The sequence below is a fragment of the Mangrovibacillus sp. Mu-81 genome (genome assembly GCF_036867415.1).
Classification (GTDB): domain Bacteria; phylum Bacillota; class Bacilli; order Bacillales; family Bacillaceae_B; genus Rossellomorea.
In genome coordinates, this window is the sequence record NZ_JBAJHU010000003.1 from 215053 (window position 1) to 239002 (window position 23950).

Consider the following 23950-nt stretch of genomic DNA (forward strand, 5'->3'; position numbering starts at 1 on the left):
TCTTCTGACAGAAATATGAATTTTCGCTTTACAATCATTACTTTACGTTATATCATTTGTGACTAGAATTTGAAAGTAAAAAATTTTCAAAAAATGTAGTGGGTGATATGATGAAAACCTTTAAACAAGCAGAAAGAGTCCAAACACTGCCGAAGCAGTTTTTTGCATCGTTGACGGAAAAAGTTCAAAAAGTGGTAAATGAAGGGCATGACGTCATAAATTTGGGGCAGGGAAATCCGGATCAGCCTACCCCGCCGCATATTGTAGAGGCGATGAGGGAAGCAGTGAAATCACCAGGAAACCATAAATATTCTCCATTCAGGGGCCTTGCAACCTTTAAGGAAGCCGCAGCTGAATTTTATAAACGGGAGTATGGCGTGGATATTAACCCGGCAGATGAAGTGGCTGTATTATTCGGGGGGAAGGCAGGTCTTGTGGAAATCCCACAAGTGCTTTTGAATTCAGGGGATACCGTATTGGTACCGGATCCGGGATATCCGGATTACTTATCAGGAGTGTCGCTTTCGGGGGCGAGGATGGCGAAGATGCCGCTGAAGGAAGAGAACCATTTCCTGCCGGATTATGGAACGATTCCAGAAGAAGATTTACAGAAGGCAAAACTCATGTTCTTGAACTACCCGAATAATCCTACGGGGGCTGTTGCTACACCTGCATTCTTCAGGGATACGGTATCGCTTGCAAGCAAACATGATATCTGTGTCGTACATGATTTTGCATATGGAGCGATTGGGTTCGAAGGTCAAAAGCCAGTCAGTTTCCTTGAAACGGATGGAGCAAAGGATGTAGGCATTGAAATATACACATTGTCCAAAACCTATAATATGGCAGGGTGGAGAGTGGGGTTTGCTGTTGGAAACAAAAGTGTGATCGAAGCCCTTAATATTCTCCAGGATCATTTGTATGTAAGTTTATTCGGTGCCATTCAGGAAGCTGCGGAGACTGCATTACTCGGTCCGCAAAAGTGCGTGGATGAATTGGTTGCGACATATGAAAAAAGAAGAAAAACATTGATAGACGGTCTGCAAAGGATTGGCTGGGATGTTTCTGCACCTGCTGGCTCATTCTTTGCATGGCTAAAAGTTCCAGCTGGTTTTTCATCAGTTGAATTTGCAGACTTATTGCTTAATGAGATCAAAGTTGCAGTAGCACCTGGCGTAGGATTTGGTGAGCATGGGGAGGGCTATGTACGTGTGGGGTTATTGACCAGTTTAGAGAGACTAGAAGAAGTCGTGAAACGAATTGAAAATTTGAAATTATTCGATAAATAGATTGACAGAACTGAAAAATGATGACATAATCCAACTGAAATTACATTCATATTTAAGAAATTCTTATCAAGAGCAGGCGGAGGGACCAGCCCTATGAAGCCCGGCAACCGACTTAATTTAAGCACGGTGCTAATTCTTGCAGCATGGTAAATGCTGACAGATAAGATAGAGTGATAGCCAACCTCTTCTTATCGAAGGGGTTTTTTGTATTTTTATTGATTTTCTAACTTTATACCAGCCAGGAGGTATCTCAAGTGGGAGAAGTAATTGCTACATACGAAATAACAGGGAAGAGTCGATCATTTCAAGAAAAAGCGGAAGGGATTGCTCTCGGACTGACAGTCGGTTCATGGACCGATCTTCCATTACTTGAAAAGGACCAATTAAGAAAATACAAGGGAACAGTTGTGGCAGTGAAAGAAAAAGAGGGTGAGATTCCTGCGGCAGAAATTCAAATAGCGTACCCATCAGGGAATTATTCGAATGATATACCTGCGATCTTGACAACCGTGTTCGGCAAACTATCGCTTGACGGCCAGGTTAAGTTAAGAAATATTCATTTTTCCAATGATTTGAAAAAAGGTTATCCGGGACCTCGATTTGGTATTGAAGGAATTAGAGAACTTGTGAAAGTTTCTAACAGACCACTTGTAATGAGCATTTTCAAAGGAGTAATCGGGAGGGACAAGGATTATCTTAAGAACCAGTTGAGGGCCCAGGCACTAGGGGGGATAGACCTGGTAAAAGATGATGAAATTCTTTTTGACAATGAACTGACACCTTTTGAAGAAAGAGTCAGGCAGGGTAAAAACGTTCTGAAGGAGGTAAATGAAGTAACTGGAAAGAGGACCCTTTATGCCGTTAATCTGAGTGGAAGAACGTCAGGCTTAAGGGAAAAAGCGAGAAAGGCAAGAGAGCTTGGAGCAGATGCATTGTTATTCAATGTGTTTTCTTACGGTCTGGATGTTCTTCAGGAACTGCGTGAAGATAATGAAATCGGACTGCCGATCATGGCTCATCCTTCTTTTGCAGGAGCTGCAGCGGCCTCACCTCAATACGGTGTTGATTATTCTTTATGGCTTGGAAAGCTATTAAGAATGACCGGTGCTGATTTCTCCTTATTCCCTTCGCCTTACGGCAGTGTGGCATTAGAAAAAAGACAAGTACTGTCCATCAGCAAAGAGCTGACGAACTCTGATCTGTTTAAAAGGACTTTTCCTGTTCCTTCAGCAGGCATCCATCCCGCACTGGTTCCTCAATTGATTGAAGACTTCGGGAGAGATTGTGTCATCAATGCCGGAGGAGGTGTGCACGGGCATCCCGATGGTGCTTCAGCCGGAGGATCAGCCTTTCTGCAGGCTATCGATGCGGTACTGAAAGGAATTCCCCTCACAGATGCTGCAACAAGACATACCGACCTGGATAAAGCGTTGAGGCTTTGGGGAGGGGAGATTAGTGCCCGTGGATAAACCTGATGTATACTTTTGTGCTATACCGATCCATTTAAACATTATTAACGCATTCAACGATTGTAGATTAGTTCCGGAGAAGGAGGCAGCTGCATGAAATGCGAGCAATCAATATGGGAAGATCTTGCCGGGGTAAAAGAAGAACTTGCCGCACGTGACTGGTTCATGGGGACGAGTGGAAATCTTGCTATCAGAGTCAGTTCTTCCCCGATCACGTTTCTGGTAACGGCAAGCGGTAAAGATAAGCGAAAGAAATCGGATGAAGACTTTCTGCTGGTGGATGGAATGGGTGAACCGGTGGAAAAAACGAAAGTACGTCCCTCGGCCGAAACCATGCTGCACAGCAGAATCTTTCTGAACAGCGGGGCTGGGTGCAGTCTTCATGTACATACTGTGCCAAATAATGTAGTGAGTGAGTTGTATGGGGACGCCGGGGAGATTACATTCAGAAATCAGGAATTGATCAAAGCCTTTGATAAATGGGGAGAAGATGACGAATTAACGATTCCGATCATCTTCAATCATGCACACATCCCCGATCTGGCTGAGGAGTTTTCACAGCACGTCCGGGACGATAAAGGTGCAGTTTTGATACGAAATCATGGAATTACTGTATGGGGCAGGAACTCATTTGAAGCCAAAAAGCTTCTTGAAGCCTGCGAGTTTTTATTTCAATATCAACTGAAGATAGTATCTTTACAGAATCTGAATTTATATACGTGAAGAGGAGGATTTAAATAATGGCAACTATTAAGATCCAGGGTTCGGAGGGAATTGTGGAAAATCAAAATGAGGTAATTTCTTTTTTACATGAGCAAGGTGTAATCTATGAAAATTGGAATATAACAAAATTGGATCCCGGACTTGTGGAGCAATATGATTTAACAGAAGATGAGAAAAACACGATCATCGAATCGTTCAGAGAAGAAATAAAAGATATTTCAGAGAGAAGAGGGTATAAATCCTGGGATGTCATTTCATTATCCTCAAGTACTCCGAACCTGGAGGACCTGTTGAGAAATTTCCAGCAGGAGCACCATCATACCGATGATGAAGTCAGATTCATCGTAAGTGGTCATGGTGTATTCATCATTCAAGGGAGAGACGGAAACTTTTTTGAAGTCCACCTCAACCCGGGTGATTTAATTTCAGTACCGGAAAACATTCGCCACTATTTTACATTGAGTAATGATAAACAAGTGGTGGCAATCCGTATCTTTGTTACAAAAGATGGGTGGGTGCCGATCTATTGATAAGAAGAGGAGAAAAAGCCACAGGTCTTTTTCTCCTTTATTGTTGTATAATGTCGTTGCCCCGGTGCGACATGTGGTTTCAGGGCTTTCATATTCGGCAGAGAACATAGAATGGTGTTCATACTCAGATTGAATGCATAAAATAAGGTAATACCCTTTAGGTCGGTCCAACCATTCCCCTCGAAAGGTGTGAAGCGATGGAACTGATTCCCATCACAATCAGAAGCGAGTATTTTATTAAAATGCTCAATTTGTATCAAATCCTATATGGTGCAGACCCGTTGCAGATGCAAAAACAATTTAATCGCCATTTTCAATATCCGGATTTTGAAGGATATTTCGCCGTTATTGAACAAAGGCTGGCAGGATTTATTTACGGTTATTCTTCCAAAAAAGGCCAATACTATCATGAATTATTGTCAAAGCATTTACATGGGGATCCCAGCTGGATGGAAGACTGTATGGAACTGGCGGAATTAGGCGTCCACCCTAAATACAGGCGATGTGGTATCGCTAAGGAATTAGTGAAGACATTGCTTGAAAACAGAACGGAAACAAAAGCATTGCTGACCACGAGAAAGGACAATGAAGCTGCGGTTCACTTTTATAAAAAAATGGGATGGAAGGAACTAAGAGACGGATTCTACCCAAATGTCCCCCATGAATATATCATTTTCGGAAGGGGAATATCAGCTTATGATCTGAACGGGGACGTTTGACGATTTTTGTCAAAAAAGCAGGCAATACTAGTTATTTTGTCTTGTTTTGCGAATCTATTTACTTTTCTAGTAATAGTTGCGATACTATCTAAGTAACATTCATAGTAATAGATTCAAATCAAGAGAGACAGGTGTTTCAGTATCATCAGGGACAAGTATCTGCGTCAATATGCGCGGTTTATTTATTGGTCTCAGTTGTATTTACAGACTGAACGAGACAAAATAAAAAGGAGCTAGTTAGAAAATGGGTCAATATCTTAAGAAAAAGTGGTTAATCGTAAAAATCAATCAAAAACGTGCTGAAATGATTTCTTTGGGGGAAAGCCTGGGATTGAGTGCAAATGAAACCATTGAATGCAGTCAGCATCTAGATCGGTTATTAAATCAATACCAGGAATGTGATAAGCGAATGAATCAAAGGAATATTCAAGAAATTCCATATGAGTTTAGCCAGGTAATAAAAAGTTTATTAAAGAAGACAGCTTCATAATCATTAAGTTTCTCCTCAAACTTCATTGACCTCATAGAACCACCACTTAATCATACAATCATCGATGTGTCACTTTAAATTAAATACACCCAATCGTAAACCTCTGTCAAGCCTAATCGGTTGACGGAGGTTTTTAAAATGAGCTATATGAATCTTGGTAAGATTGACTTCAGTCCATAATTCTAGTATAATATTTTGAAACTGAGATATTAGTTTAATTAAAGGAATGAAGAATATGAAGGAAAACCAGGACACCAAGCAATCATTAAAGCTTTTCATCGTACTTTCCCGTGCTTTTAAAGCATTAAATGAAGAGATTAATAAAAATATACAGGAAAACGGATTGAATCCCACTGAGTTTGCTGTTTTAGAGCTTCTTTATCACAAAGGTGATCAGCCTCTTCAGCAAATCGGCGGAAAGATATTGTTAGCATCAGGAAGTATAACATATGTGGTGGATAAACTCGAACAAAAAGGATATCTGAAACGGGTTGCCTGCCCAAAAGACAGACGTGTCACCTATGCACAGATATCAGAATCCGGCAGAAGCCTGATTGACAGTATTTTTCCTAATCATGAAGAGAGAATCCATGAATTGATGTCGGCTCTTTCACCGGATGAAAAAGATGACGCCATTAATCTTGTGAAGAAGCTGGGATTATCAATCAAGGATTTATCATATTGATTTCGTGAAAGAGCCTTTATACATGAAGGTTCTTTTTTCTGTTTTCAAAGATGAAAATTTTCAGAAACACAGGAGAATCAGGTTGATGAGTCGAATAGTATAAATGGATTTTGAAAAAGGGGGAACTCAGATGAAATTTGGACAGTTTACATATGAACGACCGGTATTGAAAGAGATAAAGAAAGGGTTTACCGTTGCTTTGGCTGAATTCAAGCAAGCAGCTTCAATTGATGATCAAATTTCTGCAATGGATCAAATAAATAGAATACGCCTCGATTTTGATACAATGCAGAACATCTGCTATATCCGCCATTCCATTGATACGAATGATGACTTTTATAAAGAGGAACAGGATTATTTGGATGATATATTACCTGAGGTTCAGGGGCTGGTCACCGGTTACTATAAAGAACTCCTTAATTCAGCGTTTCGGAAAGAATTGGAACAGCGTTGGGGCAAACAACTATTCTCATTGGCTGAAAGTGAAATCAAAACTTTTTCACCGGAAGTGGTCGAGCTGCTTCAACAGGAAAATAAACTATCATCTCAATACACGAAGTTAATGGCTTCAGCAAAAATTGCCTTTCAAGGAGAAGAAAGAACACTTGCCCAAATGGGGCCATTCACACAATCGGTAAACCGGGAGACACGGAAGGAAGCAACGTTTGCCACTGTTTCTTTCTTCGAAGAGGCTCAAGATGAGTTAGATCGTATTTATGATGAACTTGTCAAGCTCCGTCATAAGATTGCTGTTACCTTGGGTTATGAGAATTTCGTGGAACTCGGCTATTACCGCATGACCAGAACCGATTACACCCCTGAGATGGTTAAAGTGTTTCGGGAGGGTGTCAAAAAACATGTAGTACCATTAGTGAAAAAGCTGAAAAAAAGACAATCAGATAGGATTGGCATGGAAAGCATGAAGTTTTATGATGAAGGATTTAAATTCACTTCAGGAAATGCAACGCCCAAAGGAAATCCACAATTCATCATTGATAATGGGAAAAAGATGTACGAAGAACTGTCGACGGAAACGAAAGAATTTTTTCATTTTATGATAGAGCGTGACTTAATGGATCTAGAGGCGAAGCAAGGAAAAGCAGGAGGGGGGTATTGCACATATATCGCACATCATGAATCTCCGTTTATCTTTTCCAACTTCAACGGGACTTCTGGAGATATAGATGTCCTCACACATGAGGCGGGTCATGCTTTCCAGGTCTACAGCAGCAGGGGATTTGATATTCCTGAATATCATTGGCCGACTTACGAAGCGTGTGAAATACATTCAATGAGCATGGAGTTTTTCACATGGCCATGGATGGACCTCTTCTTCAAAGAAGACACGGATAAATATAAGTTTTCACACTTAAGTGATGCATTGCAATTCCTGCCATATGGAGTCGCTGTGGATGAATTTCAGCATTTTGTATATGAGAATCCGGAAATAACACCTGCCGAAAGGAACGAAGCGTGGAGAAGAATTGAGAAAGAATATATGCCTCACAGGGATTACGAAGGAATAGATTATCTGGAAACGGGCGGATTCTGGCAGCGTCAATCCCATATCTATAACTCACCATTTTATTATATTGATTATACACTCGCTCAAATCTGTGCTTTCCAGTTCTGGGTGAAAATGAATGAAAATCAAGATGAAGCCTGGTCTGATTACGTGGATCTGTGTAAATTGGGTGGAAGTCTTTCGTTTACAGAACTTGTATCCTCAGCCGGTCTGGAATCCCCATTCAAGAAAGGTGCAGTCGAAAAGGTGATTGAACCGATTGAACAATGGTTGAACGGTGTTGATGATAAGAATTTATAGAAAAAAAGCAGCCGCTCTATTGGCTGCTTTTTACCGGTGAAAAAGGTAATTTATTGTCATTTGCTTCTGAATTCTTTTGCTTGTACATAAAGTGAAGTAGAAGAGGTAAGAGGTGAGTGGATGAAGAAAGTATCAGGGGCATTTCAAATCGCAGCAGTGTATGTCGGCACGGTGATCGGTGCAGGATTTGCCACCGGAAGAGAGATAGTGGAATTTTTCACCCGATTTGGGTTTATAGGCTTTATAGCTATTTTATTTAGTGGCTATCTTTTCATAACGATGGGGACGAAAATCATGTTGAAGTCACATGATTTGAGAGCGAAATCCTTTGAACAGTTTAACGAGTATTTATTCGGGAAATGGTTTTCCAAATTCATGAATATCACCATGATGATCATGTTGATCGGTGTTTCGGCAGTCATGCTTTCCGGGGCAGGGGCAGTGTTCCAGGAACAACTGTTGATGCCGAAACAGCTTGGTGTTTTATTGACGATTCTGCTCGGTTTCATTACCATGATGGTCGGAATGAAGGGCCTGTTTGCAGTGAACACGTTTGTTGTGCCGATCATGATTGTGTTTAACCTATTTTTAATGACCTATTCTGTAACGGACGCGCGGTTTTTAGAGGCTTTCCTGACCATACCTCCAGTTGACGACGGTTGGAAGTCGGTTGTTGCCCCTTTTTCCTATGTTGCATTTAATTTAGCCATGGCCCAAGCAGTTCTTGTTCCGGTCGCCAGCGAAATGAACGATCGTCAGGTAATTAAATACGGGGGATATCTCGGGGGATTCTTTCTGACTCTGATTCTGATTTCAAGTCATATGACCCTAATCATGATACCGGAAGTGACCTTGTATGAAATTCCGATGGCTGTCGTCATGAAATCCTTCGTCGCAGGATTTTATTATCTCTACATTTTGATCATTTACGGTGAAATATTCACATCAGTCATCGGCGGGGTATTCGGATTGGAGAAACAGCTTGCGGGTTATTGGAGAGGACCGTCTATCGCTACATTCTCCGGGATATTCATGATCATCTATTCCCTGAGCTTTTTTGAATACAGTGAATTGCTATCCTATTTGTACCCATTGTTTGGGTATTTGAGTTTATTATTTTTAGTGCTCCTTTGGATGAAGAAAGACAAAAAGGATGGCCGGGTTAAATAAGTTAAAGAAAGATTTGTTCCCGGTTATTCTTCCATGATTAATTATCCTTTTTTTGCTCATTATAAAAAGTGTAGCTGATAAAGGAGGATGTATGATGACAAAGTCGAAGCATGAAAAAGAACGGCAATGGGATGTAAGGAAAGAAAATCAGAAACCACATGGTAAGGTATCTTCTTTCAAGGAATTATCACAAGAGGATAAACAAAAGTAAACATCAAGAAGGATGGCTGACTGCCATCCTTCTTGATATTAGGGATAATTTTCATGTCTGGATTCAGGGACTGATGCGTCTGCTGTTTTGTATTTTTCGGGGAAAAAGGAATTTCGGATTCCATCCCTGTCCCAATCGGGATGGTCACAACTTGCTGCAAGTTCATCCAGGAATTTCATCAAATACTGCATGTCCAGATTCTGAAGGCTACCATAGTCGATACCTTCCAAGATATAGTCCTTAAATGTCCAGATCGTACCTTTGACATCTTTCTTATTATTTTCGGCAATCATCCGGAGAGACCTGAGTATTTCCGTAGACACTGATATATCCTGTGCTCCGTAATGACGAAGCTGGTAAAAGCTCTGATAGAGATAATCCGAGAATGTTGGCTGTTCCAAAATGATTCGGACCTTGTCTTCCTGGTCAGTAATATAGGCACCGGGAAGCTTATGCCTCGCCAATTTAGAAAGGATGATTCCGATCTCTTCAATGCAATTCTTCGCTGTGTTAGGATCATTGATTGCCGGGGAGATCGCCCTGAGTGCAATCTCAACCAATTTTCTGATACCGAGATCAATGTCTTCGATCGGTTCTTTATCAGGACCTAGATTGATGTACTTTAAGAATTCCTCTGTTTTGATGTCATCTTTGTCCGACCATATCGTCATGGCACCGGTTCCTTCCAGGAGATATTCCCCTGGAGTCTTTAACATTCGGACAATGCAATCCCCGCTTACTGCTTTATGGATCAGGCCTTCAATATCAATATACTGCAGATATCCTGATTCCTGACTGTATACATAGCAGGGTTTTGTATCCTCAAAGGAGAGTGGATCTACTCCGCTCTGTGACTCAAGTTTATCCTTTTTTCTGTATAGGGGGCTGTTTTCAATTTTATTATTGGTCTTAATCGTTATATTGTGAATTAACTTGCTGACCTTTACCCAATTGGATACATGGTGGACAAAATAAACAAATACAAAGAGACAGACGATTGCCACCAATGCTGCAAAAGCTGCAGATATAAATAGCTTTTGTCCGGACTCGTCTTTCAAAAGGATAAGGAGGGTGATACAATACACAACCCCTGCAACGAAAATGGCAAGTACACGTTGTGTTGGCCGGTCATTGATGAAGTTTTGAAGCGTCCGGGGTGAGTACTGCGATAAAAATGTTGTGAGGACAACCATGATGGTGGAGAACGTGATGGTCGTCATGGTCATGATCGAGGAAGCGATCGTACTGATGATCATCATGCTCAAATCAAAGTTAGCAAATAAAACCTTAGGAAGCAGGGGATAATCGTGCTTGCTCAGCCACCAATCAAAATAAAATGTAGCGAGTGCGAGTGCAAGCGAAATAAGAGAGAATATCAGGGGCACGAACCAAAAGCTTTTTTGAGCTTTTTTGAAGATATGGACATTCAGATGCATCGTCAATGAGCCACCTTAAAATTAATATGCTATAAGAATATCCTGAACGAAAATAAAGAAACTATTCAATCACTTTTTTAAATGACATGTTACTATCGTCTGGTAAGCATCGGCCGGGTAAACTCTTTCATCAGCAATGAATAAAATGGCTTTCCCGACCGTTATGATATGTATGAATTTATTGATCAATAATTTTATAGTTTTTGTGGTTGACGACTGTTTTTTCTTCTAACTCAAGCTCCCTGTAATTTTTCATATAAGTGAGATCGACAATGACAGAGTTCTCATTCACTTTTTCTACAACTCCTTTGAGTCCTTCTTTGAATTCAATTACATTTCCGATTTCTGCTTTTTTCATCCGAGGTCTCTCCTTTTTGCCAAAATTCTACAATCGATTACTAATATTTTGACTTAAACAAAGGAAAAGGTAAAGAGTTTTCTAAAAATTTAATAAAAAAACAAAAGCTTGTAGTTTTTACATAGTCAAATAAAATGGGAATAGACACGATTACAGGAGGCAGATTATATGGTGGAAAGTGAATTTGTACAATTAATCAATGCATTAAGGAATAAAGAAATGGAAGAAATTCAAGTCGAGAAAGAGGATTTCCTGACATTCAGGGCAGTTTTAGTCAAACAACCGGACTTCAGGCATTTCCGGGGGATTGCGGATCACGGAGGAAATATACGTTATCAGTACCTTGACACTCCGAGAAGCTAGTCTTTTTATGAATCAGGTTGAATTGTAAAGGGAGTCTATTTATCACTTGAAGGGAGAAATGGTATATGTCAAAACGAGTCGTATGTATCACGGGCGGTGCAAATGGAATTGGAAAATCGATTGTGGAACAGTTCGCCAATCAAGGAGACTTCGTGCACTTCTTTGACAAAGACAGTGAAAGCGGGACGAAATTGGAGAACGAATTAAACGGAAAAGGATATCATTCCAAATTCCATAATATAAACGTTGGATCCTTCGAAGAAGTGAAAGAGGGATTCAGGGAAATCCGAACGCATCATTCATCACTTGATATACTCGTTAATAATGCGGGCGTCTCTACATTCATCTCTTTTTGGGAAATGGGAGCTGAAGAATGGGAGAAGGTCATTTCAACTAACCTAAGCAGTGTATTTTACTGTTGCAGGGAAGCTGCGGAACTCATGAAGGATAAAGGTGGTTCGATTATAAATATGGCCTCTACAAGAGCTCAGATGTCAGAGCAGGATACGGAAGCATATTCAGCATCTAAAGGAGGCATCGCGAGCTTAACGCATTCACTCGCGATTACATTGGGAGAATACAAAATCCGGGTCAATTCAATCAGCCCAGGGTGGATTGATACTGGAGATTATTCATCCTTGCGCGAAGTGGATCACAGCCAGCATCCTTCGCAGAGGGTTGGAAAACCGGAGGATATAGCAAGAGTTTGCTGGTTCCTGGCTGATACTCATAACGACTTCATCACAGGTGAAAACATTGTCGTGGACGGCGGCATGACAAGAAAAATGATTTACGAGCATTAATAAAGTTTTGCAAGTGTCTAGTCTTTTCTTAAGATGACGATACTGGCTGTCGCAACAATCAGTACAAACATTAAGGATGTCAACAAATTGTTCACCCTCTGCTATTTTTGTTCAGTATACGGAAGGAATATAAAAGCAGGTTAAGATTATTATGAATTTATTGTAAAAAAAGGTAAGGCGGCTCCTTTCGGGGAACCGCCTTATTGAATTTCCCCTTTCCCCTGCTGGTTTGAAAACTATTTATGAGAAAATTTGCTAAATTTTAACTTTTTTAATATTATGTAAGAATAGAAAAGAATGGGGGATCACGATGTCACGTTTAATAGAGATAAAAAGAGAAATGAATAAGGTGCTGGTCGGGAAAGACAAAGAAATCGATTTACTTCTGATTGCATTGCTGCAGGAAGGCCATGTCTTATTGGAAAGTGTTCCGGGGACCGGTAAAACGCTGCTTGCAAAGACGTTCTCGCAGTGTATAGAGGGAGTATTCAAACGGATCCAATTCACTCCGGATGTATTGCCGAGTGATGTGACCGGCATCCAATTCTTCAACCCTAAAAGTCAGGAATTCGAACTGCGCACAGGACCTGTCGTTTCAAATGTTTTACTGGCAGACGAAATCAATCGTGCAACTCCCCGTACGCAAGCGAGTTTACTGGAAGTGATGGAAGAAAAACAAATAACCATTGACGGAGAAACGGTTCCATTGAGCCCGCCTTTTATCGTGGTTGCAACACAGAACCCGATCGAATCACAGCAAGGAACATTTCCGCTGCCTGCAGCCCAGCTTGACCGCTTTTTATTGAAAGTGCCCTTTACATATCCAGACTTTGAAGAAGAAAGACTGATCTTAAACCGCTTTAAATCGGAACAGCCATTGAATGAAGTAAACGCAGTGATGAGTTTATCCGAGGTTCAATCCCTTTCCAAGCTGGTAAAGGAGGTTCATGTTTCATCGGATATTGAAGCATATATCCTGCAAATGACGAGGGGGACGAGAGAACATGAATGGATTGAAGTGGGGGCAAGCCCCAGAGCCAGTCTTGCATTGCTGAAAGCCTCACAGGGACAGGCGTTTATCGAGGGAAGAGATTTTGTCCGTCCTGAAGATGTCTTGCAAGTTGCCTCTTATGTCCTTCAGCATAGAATCCAGCTGACCGCAGAGGCATCATTGACCAAGTCGGAAGAAGAAGTCATCACGAGCTTGATAGATTCAATCTTTCTTCCAGTTGAAACGAGGTAGCGGAAGTGAATTGGAAACGCGAAGTGATCGAGGATCCATATAACTCATTAAGTGAAATTCTTTTGATCATTCTGGCCGGAGTCAGTCTGTTCTTTCAATTTTATGGAGGACTGGGGATTTTTCTGCTCTGTTTTCTCTATTTCAGGGTTCACAAGTGGTATCTTGAAAATATCGGTAAAGGGATGAAACTGAATCAATCTCTTCAACGTGTAAAGATCCACTGTGAAGAGCAAGGAAACTGGGATGTTGATTTCACGAATGATGGGCTTCCGGTTTGGGGGGCCACCCTGAAACTCCAATTTAAAGATATTGTCGAACCTGTCGGACACCCATTCGAATCATATCATGGCGGTAATCTGGAGGTGTCTGTACCCTTTTCGATGAGAAAAGGGGAAAACGCTAGAGTCTCCTTGCCGGTGATAGGCAAGAGAAGGGGGCTGTGCCGTTTAACGAGCATCCAGCTCGTCATTCCTCATTTATTCGGAAGCGGGAAGGTTATATTGGATTTGGTCGATCCGGTAAAGTCCACCATGATGGTGTTTCCGACTCCGGAGGCAGTTTTGGTTGATAACATTCATCATTCAAGTGAACCCGGTGAAGTTTCTGCCATGCATTCACTATTTACCGACGTGTTTCAACCGATCGGTACAAGGGAGTATGTAAACGGGGACAGGTTTCAGGATATTCATTGGAAGGCATCTGCAAGATCGCAGAAGTTGCAGACAAAAGTCTTTGCTCCGGCGGTGAAGAAAGAATGGATGATAGTGGTCAACCTATCTGAAAAATATTCCATCACTAGGGACTTGGAAACGATCATTAAGCATGCAGCCTATTTAATGCATCTTGCCGTTAAACAGAATTTCACCTTTTCCCTTGTACTGAATATCAGGAGTCTGGGTGTCACCCCGTTTTATTATCTGCCTTCAGGGACGGGAAGGAAGCATCAACAGAAAGCGCTGGAGCTGTTATCGACCTTATCAACAGATGATGCAACCATACCGTTTCACATCGTTCTACAGCATTTGGCCATTCGTCAGCTTGTTCCTTCCGTTCTGATCGCTGCAGGTACTCTTACTGATGTTGACGAAGAGCGATTAAGAAAAATAGGAACTAGAGGGCGGGAAATTTATCTGTTACACACAGAGGATAAACAAGGAGTCGTCTCACTATGGAATCAAAGATCGAAAATGCCCTCTTAACGAACCAGCAGCAGATGCTTCTTTTAAAAATGGGTTTATACTTAGGTATTGATGCTCTATTTGCATTATTGGGGACTACAATCCTCTCAAGTGTAGAGATGATTTTATTCCAATATGTTCCTTTTATGCTGATTGCATATATTTCTTTACTTACAGTAATGGCGGTGTGGATAAAGAAGAAAAATACAAATTCAATGATGCTGTTAGGGGTCCTTTTATTCTTGCTCTTCGCAGGGCTATATGCCTTTACAGTCTCCTGGTGGATTGTATCAATCACCTTACTATACCTTCATTGGAGAATATCCTCATATTTTCAAAGTGAAGATGAGCAGATTGAGCTCCGCAGCGGGGTACTGTTATTTTTTCTATTTTTATCTTCATTGTCGCTGGTAATTGGGAATGCAAGGGATATAGAAAATAAGTTCTTGGTGATTGGTCTTGTAGTGGTGTTGTTTTCACTCGTTGCAACTGTTACGAGTTTTCAAAGAATGGTAAAGGCGGAGCGGGTGAGGGACACTGAAAGCAAAGGATACATGATGAAACCCTTCTTTATATTGCTGATCGTTATTAGTTTCGGCGGTGTTTTGGCCTATTTCAGTTCATATGTAAGAAGCATATTATATTGGATGCTGGAAAAGATTTTCTGGTTGTTTTCATTTCTCGTAAATCCCATCTTTGGATTCCTTGTGAAGATAAGAGACTGGATATTGAGTTTGATTTCTAAAGAGACGCTTACCGGGATGGGGTTGAAATTGAATAATCAGGAAATCGACGAGACTCAGCAGAAAGCTTTTTATGATGGCCTTTCATTACCATGGCTCAACGAATTATTATTAGGGATCTTTCTTTTGGCTGTAGTCGTCTATCTACTGAGAAAAAGGAAAGTAACCTACGAGGTGGAAAACGATGTGGTTTCATCGTCACTATTAACCAAGTTTAAGAAGAACGGGAAGAAGAAAGAGAAGAATGACTCTTACACCATATTATACTCTGATGCTGAAAATGCTATCCGTCAGGCAATGAAAGAGCTTGAAAGTGAAGCTGCTGCCGTTCAGAAGGGCAGAGGAAAAAATGAAAAAATCAGGTTTTGGTTCTTAAAGTTAGGCATACAGGAGGAAGAAGATTTCTTTCAACTTTATGAATCGGTGAGATATGGGAAGAGAACTCCTTCAAACCAAGAAGTAAATTTCTTTAGGAATCAAGTGAACAGACATATATCTCATTTGAAAGAACAAAAAAACAGTCATAATAAAGCTGATGTATGCAGAGAGCATTAATACTGCAAGCATCAGCTTTATTATTTCATTTCTTCATAGGTTAGAATATCATTGGATAGCGACATGGGAGGAGAAGTAAATGCCATTCACATTAAGAAATCTCGTCTATAAAGATATTTTGAAAATAGGTCATATGGATATTCCTGAAAACAAGACCACCTGCTTCATAGGGGAGAGCGGTGCAGGGAAATCGACTCTCCTTAAATTGCTGAATAAAATGTATATACCCGATAAAGGAAGCATTCATTATAAAGGAACATCACTGGGTGAAATGGATGCCGTCACGCTGAGGAGGAAAATTGTTATGATCCCCCAGACTCCGTTGCTGTTTGGAGAGTCTATAGAGGAGAATCTGCAAAAAGGACTTCTTTTCTCCGAGAAATCTCCTGCAAGCAGGGGGGATCTTGAGCGGGTCCTCGAAATAGTCCGGCTTGACAAGAACCTGCAGGATCAATCAGAAAAATTATCCGGCGGGGAGCGCCAGCGTTTGTCTCTCGGAAGAGTTCTGCTGATGAGACCGGAAGTCTATTTACTTGACGAACCGACCTCTGCCTTGGATGAAGAGACTGAATTAACCGTCATGAAGAAATTCGTGGAAGCTGCTAAGTCACATGATGGAACTGTGATCATCGTGACCCATTCAATGAAGGTGGCAGAACAGTACGGTGAAGAAGTAATAAAGATATCGAAACAATAAGGAGGGGAGAACGGTGGATAAAGGAATCATCGATATCGGCCTGTGGAGATTTATAGCTGCCTATGCATTTATTTTGATATTGTTGTTTATTGTAAAACTGAGAGGTATTTCGAGAGAAAAGCAGATTGTCATAGCTTCATTGAGAATGACAATCCAATTGATCATTGCAGGTTATATCCTGACGTTCATCTTTGATAACCCGAGTCCCTGGCTGTCACTACTGATCATTTTCATCATGGAACTCTTTGCGATTTTTAATATTTACAAACAGGTAAGATATAAGCTGAGTAAACAGCTGAAATGCACCGTGGCAGTTTCAATGGTGATCGGTACTATCTCCTGCCTGTTTTATTTCAACATCATTGTCATCCATTTCACACCCTGGTATGAACCGCGTTATTTCATCCCGATTGCTGGTATGATCGTAGGTAATTCTATGACAGGCATCACTCTTGGGCTCAATACGCTGCTGGGAGGGTTAAAAGAACAAAGAGAAGTAGTGGAAGGGGCACTGATGCTTGGTGCAACCCCTAAAGCTGCTTCAAAAAAATATGTGGATGATGCGTTCGACTCAGCCATTCTTCCAACGCTCAATAATATGATAGGAATGGGTATCATCTTCCTCCCCGGAATGATGACCGGCCAGATTCTATCAGGAGTGAGCCCGCTTGTCGCAATTGAATATCAAATAGCCATACTGCTTGGGATAGTGGGCAGTGTAGCTTTAACAGTCATCTTGTTCATCTATTTGGGTTATAAGTTCCTGTTTACAGATCATGCTCAGTTGAATATTTAAATGTATTCCTGCTCTATGTAAATCCGTGATCTGGCCGTGATCATAGGGTCAGATGCTCTTCACGTTCTTTTCCCTATCCGCCATGCATATACTTGATAGCACTAGATTAGGTGGGAGGAGAATATCAATGCGGTATGAAACAGAGCAAGCCCTTTATATAAAAAGTCTGGCCATGGATGTAATAGAAGAATTGATGAAAGATCATTCCAACTATGACCCGAAAGATTTGAAGCAAGTGACAGAAATGTTTGCCCGGTGCATGTGTGATCTGGTAAATGTATATACGAATATTTCAGAACATCACGAAATGACCCTGCGTGGAACAGTGATCAAAGCCAAAATTGGCTATAATGCACTAAAAAAGAAATCGACTATGATTAAAAAGTAATCTATGAAATTGCCTGCGGACAAAAAGGAGCCGCCATTACTCAACGAAATATCAATTAAAAAGAAAGCTTTAAAAAACAGGTGACAGTTCCTAAATGGGCCGTCTCCTGTTTTTTTAAGGACTTCTTTGGAAATTACAAACATAATAGTGGCAAATATATGAAATACTAAAAAAATAAAGCTTTACAATTGTGTATATCCTAATTGCATGCTATTCTTTTTTATTGAGCAGGCTTATAGGAATAATGGATTAATTACTAGAAACAGTTGACGTTTTTATAATTATCCATTACTTTTATGAAGCAACCAAATACAATGATGAATAAGGAGTCGATTTACATGGCACAAAAAACATTTACAGTTACAGCTGAAACAGGAATCCATGCTCGCCCGGCAACACTTTTGGTTCAAACGGCAAGCAAATTCGACAGCGATGTACATCTTGAATACAAGGAAAAGAAAGTCAACTTAAAATCAATCATGGGTGTCATGTCTCTAGGCGTCGGTAAAGATGCACAAATCACGATCATTACTGAAGGCAGCGACGAAGAAGAAGCATTAAAGAGCTTGGAAGAGACGTTAAACAAAGAAGGTTTAGCTGAGTAATGTCAAGTATTTTGAAAGGCATTGCGGCATCTAACGGGATTGCCATCGCAAAAGCTTATCGTTTAGTCGAACCTGATTTAAGCTTCGAGAAGAAGTCCGTTGAAAGTGCAGAGGAAGAAGTAGCTCGTTTTCAGGCTGCCATTTCAACTTCTAAATCAGAGCTAGAAGCAATCCGGGATAAAGCAAGGGAAGACTTAGGTGAAGACAAAGCACAAATCTTTGAAGCGCATCTTCTTGTATTAAGCGATCCTGAATTACTGGCACCTATTGAAGATAAAGTGAAAACTGAAAATGTAAACGCTGAATTTGCACTTAAAGAAACGGCAGATATGTTCGTTTCCATGTTCGAATCGATGGATAATGAGTATATGAAAGAACGCGCAGCAGATATCAGAGACGTAACGAAACGTGTCCTTTCACATTTGCTGGGAGTTCAGATTTCCAATCCAAGTATGGTGACTGAAGAAGTAATTGTCATTGCGGAGGATTTAACTCCATCTGATACTGCACAATTAAATCGTCAGTACGTAAAAGGTTTTACAACTGACATCGGAGGGAGAACATCCCATTCGGCCATTATGGCCCGCTCGATGGAAATACCTGCAGTGGTAGGTACGAAATCGATTACTTCTTCTGTTGAAAATGGTGACATGATTATCGTTGACGGCCTAAATGGGGAAGTACATATCAACCCGACACCGGAGGTCATTGAAGAGTATAAGAGGGAGCATGCCCGTTATGAAGATCAAAAAGCGGAATGGGCAAAGCTTGTAAATGAGCCTACTGTTTCCAAAGATGGACAGCATGTAGAACTCGCAGCAAACATCGGAACGCCTAAAGATTTAGAAGGTGTGAAGAATAACGGCGGTGAAGGTGTAGGTCTTTATCGTACAGAATTCCTTTACATGGGACGTGACGAGCTTCCGACTGAGGAAGAGCAATACGAAGCCTATAAAGCTGTTCTTGAAGGCATGGAGGGTAAACCTGTCGTAGTGCGTACATTGGATATCGGAGGAGATAAGGAACTTCCTTATTTAAATCTTCCGAAGGAAATGAACCCTTTCCTCGGTTATCGCGCGATTCGTCTTTGTCTGGACGAGCAGGAAATTTTCCGCACCCAGCTTAGAGCTTTATTGAAAGCGAGTCCTTATGGAAATCTGAAAATCATGTTCCCGATGATCTCAAATCTTCAAGAATTCAGGGAAGCAAAAGCAATACTTGAAGAAGAGAAAAAAGGGCTTCAAGAGAACGGTACAAATGTTGCCGGGAAAATTGAAGTGGGGATCATGGTTGAAATCCCATCGACCGCAGTAATGGCAGACGTATTTGCCAAGGAAGTCGATTTCTTCTCAATCGGGACAAATGACCTGATTCAATATACAATGGCAGCCGACCGTATGAATGAACGTGTTTCTTACCTGTATCAGCCGTATAACCCAGCGATCCTTCGACTTGTTAAGATGGTTATCGATGCCGCTCACAATGAAGGCAAATGGGCAGGCATGTGCGGTGAGATGGCCGGTGATGAAATTGCCGTGCCAATCCTGCTGGGATTAGGATTGGATGAGTTCTCAATGAGTGCCAGTTCCATTCTGAGAGCACGTTCCCAAATTCACGACCTTAACCAAAGTGACATGAAAAAGCTTGCTGTAGAAGTATTACAGCTAGACACGAATGATGAAGTCATCAAAGCTGTCGAAAAAGCTGTTACTCAATCTTAAAAAATGTTTATCATCTGAATATGGGGGTAATGTAATAAAGAATAAGAAGTTGAGGCACATCCAAATGGCCTTTTCATTCTCATTTCCCCCTTTTCTTAGGATTGGAAGAGTATTCTTTCAATCCTTTTTTTTATGTCTTTTGACGAAAGGGGTTTGCCCACTCCATTAATAATCCATAATCAGAGGATTCCTTATCTTCAAGATAGCCTTTTACCGCTTTTACCGGCGTTCTTCCGCATTGAAGTAAGAATGAGATGACAGGATCCTTAAATTGGCCGGCCGTTAATTTATGTACATATTCCTCAATGGAATATGTACGTGAGAATTTATGGTATGTTGGAATGCGTCCTCCGCCTAAAAGACGTTCAAGATGCAAATGCACGACGATCTCATACATTGCATTCATCAATTCTTTTCCGAGTTTGAAGCCTCTGAACTCCGGATCGATACAGAGGTCGACCACGTAAAGTGTATTGCCTAGCTCATCATGGGTGCGAATATAACCACCATCCGTTATCTCTTTCCAAGTGTGATCAGGATCTGAGGAATCAAAATCAACGATGAGACCTGTCATGCTGCCTGCTATTCTGCCATCGATTTCGACACAAAGTGCACCCAATGGGAAATGCTTGATATGATTCTCCAATTGATCTTTATTCCACCATAATTCTGAAGGAAATGGCGGGGGAAAGGCGCGTTTCTGGATACCGATGAGTCCTTGGAAATCTGCTTCTGTATAATTGCGGATAATTGCTTGATACACTTGATTTTTTCTGAAAACATACTGTTCTTTTCTATACATGACAGAACCTCATTTATCAGAATTTACTTGTTCATTATACGTTATGTAAGCGCTTTTTTAAAGTATTTTACAAAAATATTCTTCTAACACATTTTCCAACTCCTCTTTTAATAAAAAAGCATAAGAAAAAAATAAAAAAATATTTTAAAAGAAATGTTTAGTTATTCTGAAAGGGGGGTAATCTATAACCAAGCATGAAATTGGAGATTAATTTCTCACTAACACCCCCTTTTCCTTTTTTTTGACTGACTCAGTTTATTCTGGGCAGTCTTTTTTTTGAACTTTTTAATGGCAGGATTTGCCCCTGGCTTCTTTTGGATACTTCCTATACCTAAGATAAATAATAAGTGTAGTGTTTCTGTAAAGGAATACAAAAAGAGAAGGTGGTGTGTGAGAGAAATGGCTAAACGTACGAAAAAGAATGATCCGCAGCAAAAAAATAAAAAAGGATTTGATTCTTCCCGTTTGAATCAAGAATTCGCACACGAAATTGGCAGCGCAGCAACGAATAAGATTCACAAAGATAAAGCCAAAAAAGAAAAAGCACCTAAAAATAACGGTGAATACAAGGACTAATCGAAAGGACAGACCAATAAGAAGGTCTGTCCCTTTTTTAAGTATGTTTGGAGATGAATGATTTAATGCGTGCAAGCCCTTCTTCCAATTGTTCTATCGAGCATGCAAATGAGAGGCGGATATAACCTTCTCCGTATTTTGAAAATGCGTCCCCCGGCACTACGGCCACTTTTTCTTCTTGTGCGAGTGAAAGTGCAAATTGGAAGGATGTCATGTCAATCGATTCAGGGATTTTAATAAAGAAATAAAATGCGCCGTCCGGTTTGATCACGTTTTGAAAACCGATTTCAAGTAAACGTTGATACACGTAATCTCTTCTTGTCTTATATTCCTTCCTCATAACAACGGCATCATTTGCCCCGGCTGTTAGTGCTTCATATGCAGCTTTCTGCGAGATGGAAGAAGCACAGGATACATTATATTGATGCACTTTCAATAAATGCTGGCTGATGCATTCAGGAGCGAATACCAATCCAATTCTCCATCCTGTCATGCTGTGGGATTTCGAGAGACCATTTATCATAACAGTTTGTTCTTTTAGGAATTCGGCTATTGAGCGATGGTTTCCTTCAAATGTCAATTCACTGTATATCTCGTCTGCAATAACGAAAATGTTCCGTCCTTTGAGAACGTAGGCGATTTCTTTCAATTCTTCGGCTTTTAAACTGACTCCTGTAGGATTTGAAGGGTATGGCAGGATGATGCATTTAGTTGAATCCGTCAAATGTTCCTTAATTAATTCTGCGCTGACTTTAAACGAATTATGTGTTGTATCGATATGGACTGCCCTGGCTCCCGACAGGCGGATGATCGGTTCATAACCCGGATACACGGGTCCCGGAAGTATGCATTCATCTCCAGGTTCTAATAGCGAACGAAGCACCACATCTATCCCCTGTGAGGCACCACTTGTCACAAGAACCTCTGATTCAGCATCATAATGCACGTTATATTTTGTTTCAATGAATGAAGATGCCGCTTCCCTTAATTGAAGAAATCCTGCATTATGCGTGTATGATGTGAAGTTTTCGTCGATCGATTTCTTTGCTGCATCCTTAATATGCTGAGGTGTCGGGAAGTCAGGCTGCCCGATTGTGAGCGAAATCATTCCTTCTATGTCAGCTACCATGTTGAAGAACTTCCGGATGCCGGAGATTTTAATGTCCCGTACATTACTGTTTAAGTATTGTTCCAAGATGCACACCTACTTTTATAATTTGATACATATTTTATCATCTTTTACAGCTGTAATGGAATGATTTTGTTTTAATACAAGTGAAATCGGGAATGGATAGAAAAGAACAATTGACATAGAAGGTGAACGCGACAATGATTCGAACGAGTGCAATTTTAAATAATGGAAACGTCCTTCAGGATGTCCCGGTAAGCAGAGTGAAGGAAAGTGATGTTAAGTGGTATTGGGTTGATTTCAACGAGCCTACTGACAGGGACATTCGTATGATGAAGCGATTCTTCCGTTTTCACCCGCTTGCCATTGAAGACTGTCTGGATGATTTCAGCGAGCGGCCGAAGCTGGATTTCTATGACGGGTACATATTTGTATTGATGCATGCCATCAACCGGAATTCACTTGAGTCTTATGAAGTGAATCTCTTTGTGAATTCAAGCTTTATCGTCACGTTCCATAAAAAGCATGTAAGCGAGATAGACAACTTATGGAAAGTTTTCAGCAAAGAAGGCGGGGAACTCAGTCCATTTATAATCATGCATGGAATCGTAGACAGGGTTGTCGATGAGTATTTCCCTTTGATTTATAGTATTGAGGATCGATTGAATAGTATCGAGGAAAACACGAATGAAGATACTGATTCAAATCTGATGGATGAATTATTTGATATTCGTCACGAAATGTCTAAATTGCGGAGAACCCTCGTGCCGATGAGGGACTTGTTATACAGGATCAGTAATTCCAGCCGGCTGAATTCATTGAAAGAAGAGCAATTATACTTTAATGATGTGTACGATCATCTGATCAAGCAGGTTGAAATGCTGGAATCGTATCGTGATTTCTCAGCTGATATAAGGGATAATTACCTTTCCATCAACTCTGACAAAATGAATAACATCATGATGACATTAACGGTCATCACGACGATTTTTATGCCGCTTACCTTTATAGCCGGACTTTATGGCATGAACTTTGTATACATGCCTGAACTTAATGAACATAGCGGGTATTTCATTGTTCTGGGGGTAATGGCGGTTATTGCACTTATTATGTTTGGATTCTTTGTGAAGATTGGTTGGCTGAAATTCGGCACAAGAAGAAGAAGACGAAAAAGAAGGCATCTAAAGTTAAAATAGACATCATCTTCCAGATAATAAAAAATCCTCCCAAACGGTAGATTTTTTATGAGAAAAGCGGTATATTGATTGATGACAAAAGAAGAATTGGGATACGATACGTTCCCGAGAGGTTCTAGAACAACCCTCTATAAAAAACTAAGGGAAACGGCATCCTTAGGTGTCGTTTGTTTTTGTTTAAGCTTGTTTATAAGCTGTTGATTACAGCTGTCCTCTGGAAGAATTCCGGCAGGCAGTGTCATTATAGAGT

At 40.7% G+C, this 23950-nt stretch carries 26 protein-coding genes and 2 riboswitches; of the genes, 22 read left to right on the forward strand and 4 right to left on the reverse strand.

What is annotated here, in order from left to right; genetic code table 11:
- Nucleotides 1–110: 110 nt before the first annotated feature.
- From V6B33_RS08210 to V6B33_RS08255, 10 genes are all read left to right on the forward strand, one after another.
- Entirely contained in the window at nucleotides 111–1289 is a 1179-nt protein-coding gene (locus V6B33_RS08210; protein ID WP_334217704.1) for a pyridoxal phosphate-dependent aminotransferase, read from the forward strand.
- A gap of 60 nt (nucleotides 1290–1349) precedes the next feature.
- Nucleotides 1350–1456: riboswitch (SAM riboswitch) on the forward strand.
- A gap of 87 nt (nucleotides 1457–1543) precedes the next feature.
- Entirely contained in the window at nucleotides 1544–2758 is a 1215-nt protein-coding gene (locus V6B33_RS08215; protein WP_334217270.1) for a 2,3-diketo-5-methylthiopentyl-1-phosphate enolase, read from the forward strand.
- Between the two features lie 93 nt (nucleotides 2759–2851).
- The gene (locus tag V6B33_RS08220; RefSeq protein ID WP_334217271.1) at nucleotides 2852–3481 is read left to right on the forward strand and encodes a methylthioribulose 1-phosphate dehydratase; all 630 of its coding nucleotides are present in this window, start codon (nucleotides 2852–2854) and stop codon (nucleotides 3479–3481) included.
- A gap of 17 nt (nucleotides 3482–3498) precedes the next feature.
- Nucleotides 3499–4011 (forward strand): 1,2-dihydroxy-3-keto-5-methylthiopentene dioxygenase, encoded by a 513-nt coding sequence (locus V6B33_RS08225; RefSeq protein ID WP_334217272.1) that lies wholly within the window; start codon nucleotides 3499–3501, stop codon nucleotides 4009–4011.
- 197 nt (nucleotides 4012–4208) lie between these two features.
- Complete coding sequence (locus V6B33_RS08230; RefSeq protein WP_334217273.1) at nucleotides 4209–4730, forward strand: GNAT family N-acetyltransferase; 522 nt, start codon at nucleotides 4209–4211, stop codon at nucleotides 4728–4730.
- Nucleotides 4731–4974: 244 nt separating this feature from the next.
- Nucleotides 4975–5220, forward strand: coding sequence for an aspartyl-phosphate phosphatase Spo0E family protein (locus tag V6B33_RS08235; RefSeq protein ID WP_334217274.1), 246 nt, complete (start codon nucleotides 4975–4977; stop codon nucleotides 5218–5220).
- A gap of 226 nt (nucleotides 5221–5446) precedes the next feature.
- Nucleotides 5447–5905 carry a MarR family winged helix-turn-helix transcriptional regulator gene (locus tag V6B33_RS08240; protein ID WP_334217275.1) on the forward strand — a complete coding sequence of 153 codons (459 nt, stop codon included), beginning with the start codon at nucleotides 5447–5449 and terminating at the stop codon, nucleotides 5903–5905.
- 130 nt (nucleotides 5906–6035) lie between these two features.
- Complete coding sequence (locus V6B33_RS08245; protein ID WP_334217276.1) at nucleotides 6036–7730, forward strand: M3 family oligoendopeptidase; 1695 nt, start codon at nucleotides 6036–6038, stop codon at nucleotides 7728–7730.
- Between the two features lie 120 nt (nucleotides 7731–7850).
- A complete protein-coding gene (locus tag V6B33_RS08250) occupies nucleotides 7851–8900 on the forward strand; it encodes a YkvI family membrane protein (protein ID WP_334217277.1) in 1050 nt (349 codons plus the stop codon).
- A gap of 91 nt (nucleotides 8901–8991) precedes the next feature.
- Nucleotides 8992–9111: a DUF6254 family protein gene (locus V6B33_RS08255; protein ID WP_442915491.1), complete on the forward strand. Its 120-nt coding sequence runs from the start codon at nucleotides 8992–8994 to the stop codon at nucleotides 9109–9111.
- A gap of 38 nt (nucleotides 9112–9149) precedes the next feature.
- Here the strand turns inward: V6B33_RS08255 and V6B33_RS08260 are convergent, their stop codons facing one another.
- On the reverse strand, nucleotides 9150–10547 hold the full coding sequence (locus V6B33_RS08260) for a DUF2254 domain-containing protein (RefSeq protein WP_334217278.1): 1398 nt from the start codon (nucleotides 10545–10547) through the stop codon (nucleotides 9150–9152).
- Nucleotides 10548–10725: 178 nt separating this feature from the next.
- Nucleotides 10726–10905, reverse strand: a complete 180-nt coding sequence (locus V6B33_RS08265) for a YkvS family protein (protein WP_334217279.1) — start codon at nucleotides 10903–10905, stop codon at nucleotides 10726–10728.
- 168 nt (nucleotides 10906–11073) lie between these two features.
- Between V6B33_RS08265 and V6B33_RS08270 the strand changes: the two genes are divergently transcribed.
- From V6B33_RS08270 to ptsP, 10 genes are all read left to right on the forward strand, one after another.
- Nucleotides 11074–11268, forward strand: a complete 195-nt coding sequence (locus V6B33_RS08270; RefSeq protein ID WP_334217280.1) for a hypothetical protein — start codon at nucleotides 11074–11076, stop codon at nucleotides 11266–11268.
- Between the two features lie 65 nt (nucleotides 11269–11333).
- Complete coding sequence (locus V6B33_RS08275; protein WP_334217281.1) at nucleotides 11334–12071, forward strand: SDR family NAD(P)-dependent oxidoreductase; 738 nt, start codon at nucleotides 11334–11336, stop codon at nucleotides 12069–12071.
- A gap of 310 nt (nucleotides 12072–12381) precedes the next feature.
- Nucleotides 12382–13314 (forward strand): AAA family ATPase, encoded by a 933-nt coding sequence (locus V6B33_RS08280; RefSeq protein WP_334217282.1) that lies wholly within the window; start codon nucleotides 12382–12384, stop codon nucleotides 13312–13314.
- 5 nt (nucleotides 13315–13319) lie between these two features.
- Complete coding sequence (locus V6B33_RS08285; protein ID WP_334217283.1) at nucleotides 13320–14513, forward strand: DUF58 domain-containing protein; 1194 nt, start codon at nucleotides 13320–13322, stop codon at nucleotides 14511–14513.
- Nucleotides 14483–15790: a hypothetical protein gene (locus tag V6B33_RS08290; RefSeq protein WP_334217284.1), complete on the forward strand. Its 1308-nt coding sequence runs from the start codon at nucleotides 14483–14485 to the stop codon at nucleotides 15788–15790. Before V6B33_RS08285 ends, V6B33_RS08290 begins: the two co-directional genes overlap by 31 nt.
- A gap of 79 nt (nucleotides 15791–15869) precedes the next feature.
- Entirely contained in the window at nucleotides 15870–16487 is a 618-nt protein-coding gene (locus V6B33_RS08295) for an ABC transporter ATP-binding protein (RefSeq protein WP_334217285.1), read from the forward strand.
- A 13-nt stretch (nucleotides 16488–16500) separates the two neighbouring features.
- Nucleotides 16501–17283: an ABC transporter permease gene (locus tag V6B33_RS08300; protein WP_334217286.1), complete on the forward strand. Its 783-nt coding sequence runs from the start codon at nucleotides 16501–16503 to the stop codon at nucleotides 17281–17283.
- Between the two features lie 127 nt (nucleotides 17284–17410).
- Nucleotides 17411–17671 carry a hypothetical protein gene (locus V6B33_RS08305; RefSeq protein ID WP_334217287.1) on the forward strand — a complete coding sequence of 87 codons (261 nt, stop codon included), beginning with the start codon at nucleotides 17411–17413 and terminating at the stop codon, nucleotides 17669–17671.
- Between the two features lie 338 nt (nucleotides 17672–18009).
- A complete protein-coding gene (locus V6B33_RS08310; protein ID WP_032089054.1) occupies nucleotides 18010–18276 on the forward strand; it encodes a phosphocarrier protein HPr in 267 nt (88 codons plus the stop codon).
- Nucleotides 18276–19997 (forward strand): phosphoenolpyruvate--protein phosphotransferase, encoded by a 1722-nt coding sequence (gene ptsP / locus V6B33_RS08315; RefSeq protein WP_334217288.1) that lies wholly within the window; start codon nucleotides 18276–18278, stop codon nucleotides 19995–19997. Before V6B33_RS08310 ends, ptsP begins: the two co-directional genes overlap by 1 nt.
- Before the next feature lie 130 nt (nucleotides 19998–20127).
- On the opposite strand, the gene V6B33_RS08320 is transcribed toward ptsP, so the two are convergent.
- Nucleotides 20128–20799 (reverse strand): GNAT family N-acetyltransferase, encoded by a 672-nt coding sequence (locus V6B33_RS08320; RefSeq protein WP_334217289.1) that lies wholly within the window; start codon nucleotides 20797–20799, stop codon nucleotides 20128–20130.
- Between the two features lie 399 nt (nucleotides 20800–21198).
- On the opposite strand from V6B33_RS08320, the gene V6B33_RS08325 reads away from it, so the two are divergent.
- Nucleotides 21199–21375: a hypothetical protein gene (locus tag V6B33_RS08325; RefSeq protein ID WP_334217290.1), complete on the forward strand. Its 177-nt coding sequence runs from the start codon at nucleotides 21199–21201 to the stop codon at nucleotides 21373–21375.
- 37 nt (nucleotides 21376–21412) lie between these two features.
- Here the strand turns inward: V6B33_RS08325 and V6B33_RS08330 are convergent, their stop codons facing one another.
- The gene (locus V6B33_RS08330; protein ID WP_334217291.1) at nucleotides 21413–22570 is read right to left on the reverse strand and encodes an aminotransferase A; all 1158 of its coding nucleotides are present in this window, start codon (nucleotides 22568–22570) and stop codon (nucleotides 21413–21415) included.
- A 134-nt stretch (nucleotides 22571–22704) separates the two neighbouring features.
- Between V6B33_RS08330 and corA the strand changes: the two genes are divergently transcribed.
- Nucleotides 22705–23700, forward strand: a complete 996-nt coding sequence (gene corA / locus V6B33_RS08335; RefSeq protein WP_334217292.1) for a magnesium/cobalt transporter CorA — start codon at nucleotides 22705–22707, stop codon at nucleotides 23698–23700.
- A gap of 103 nt (nucleotides 23701–23803) precedes the next feature.
- Nucleotides 23804–23848, forward strand: a riboswitch (PreQ1 riboswitch).
- The last annotated feature ends 102 nt before the right edge of the window (nucleotides 23849–23950 follow it).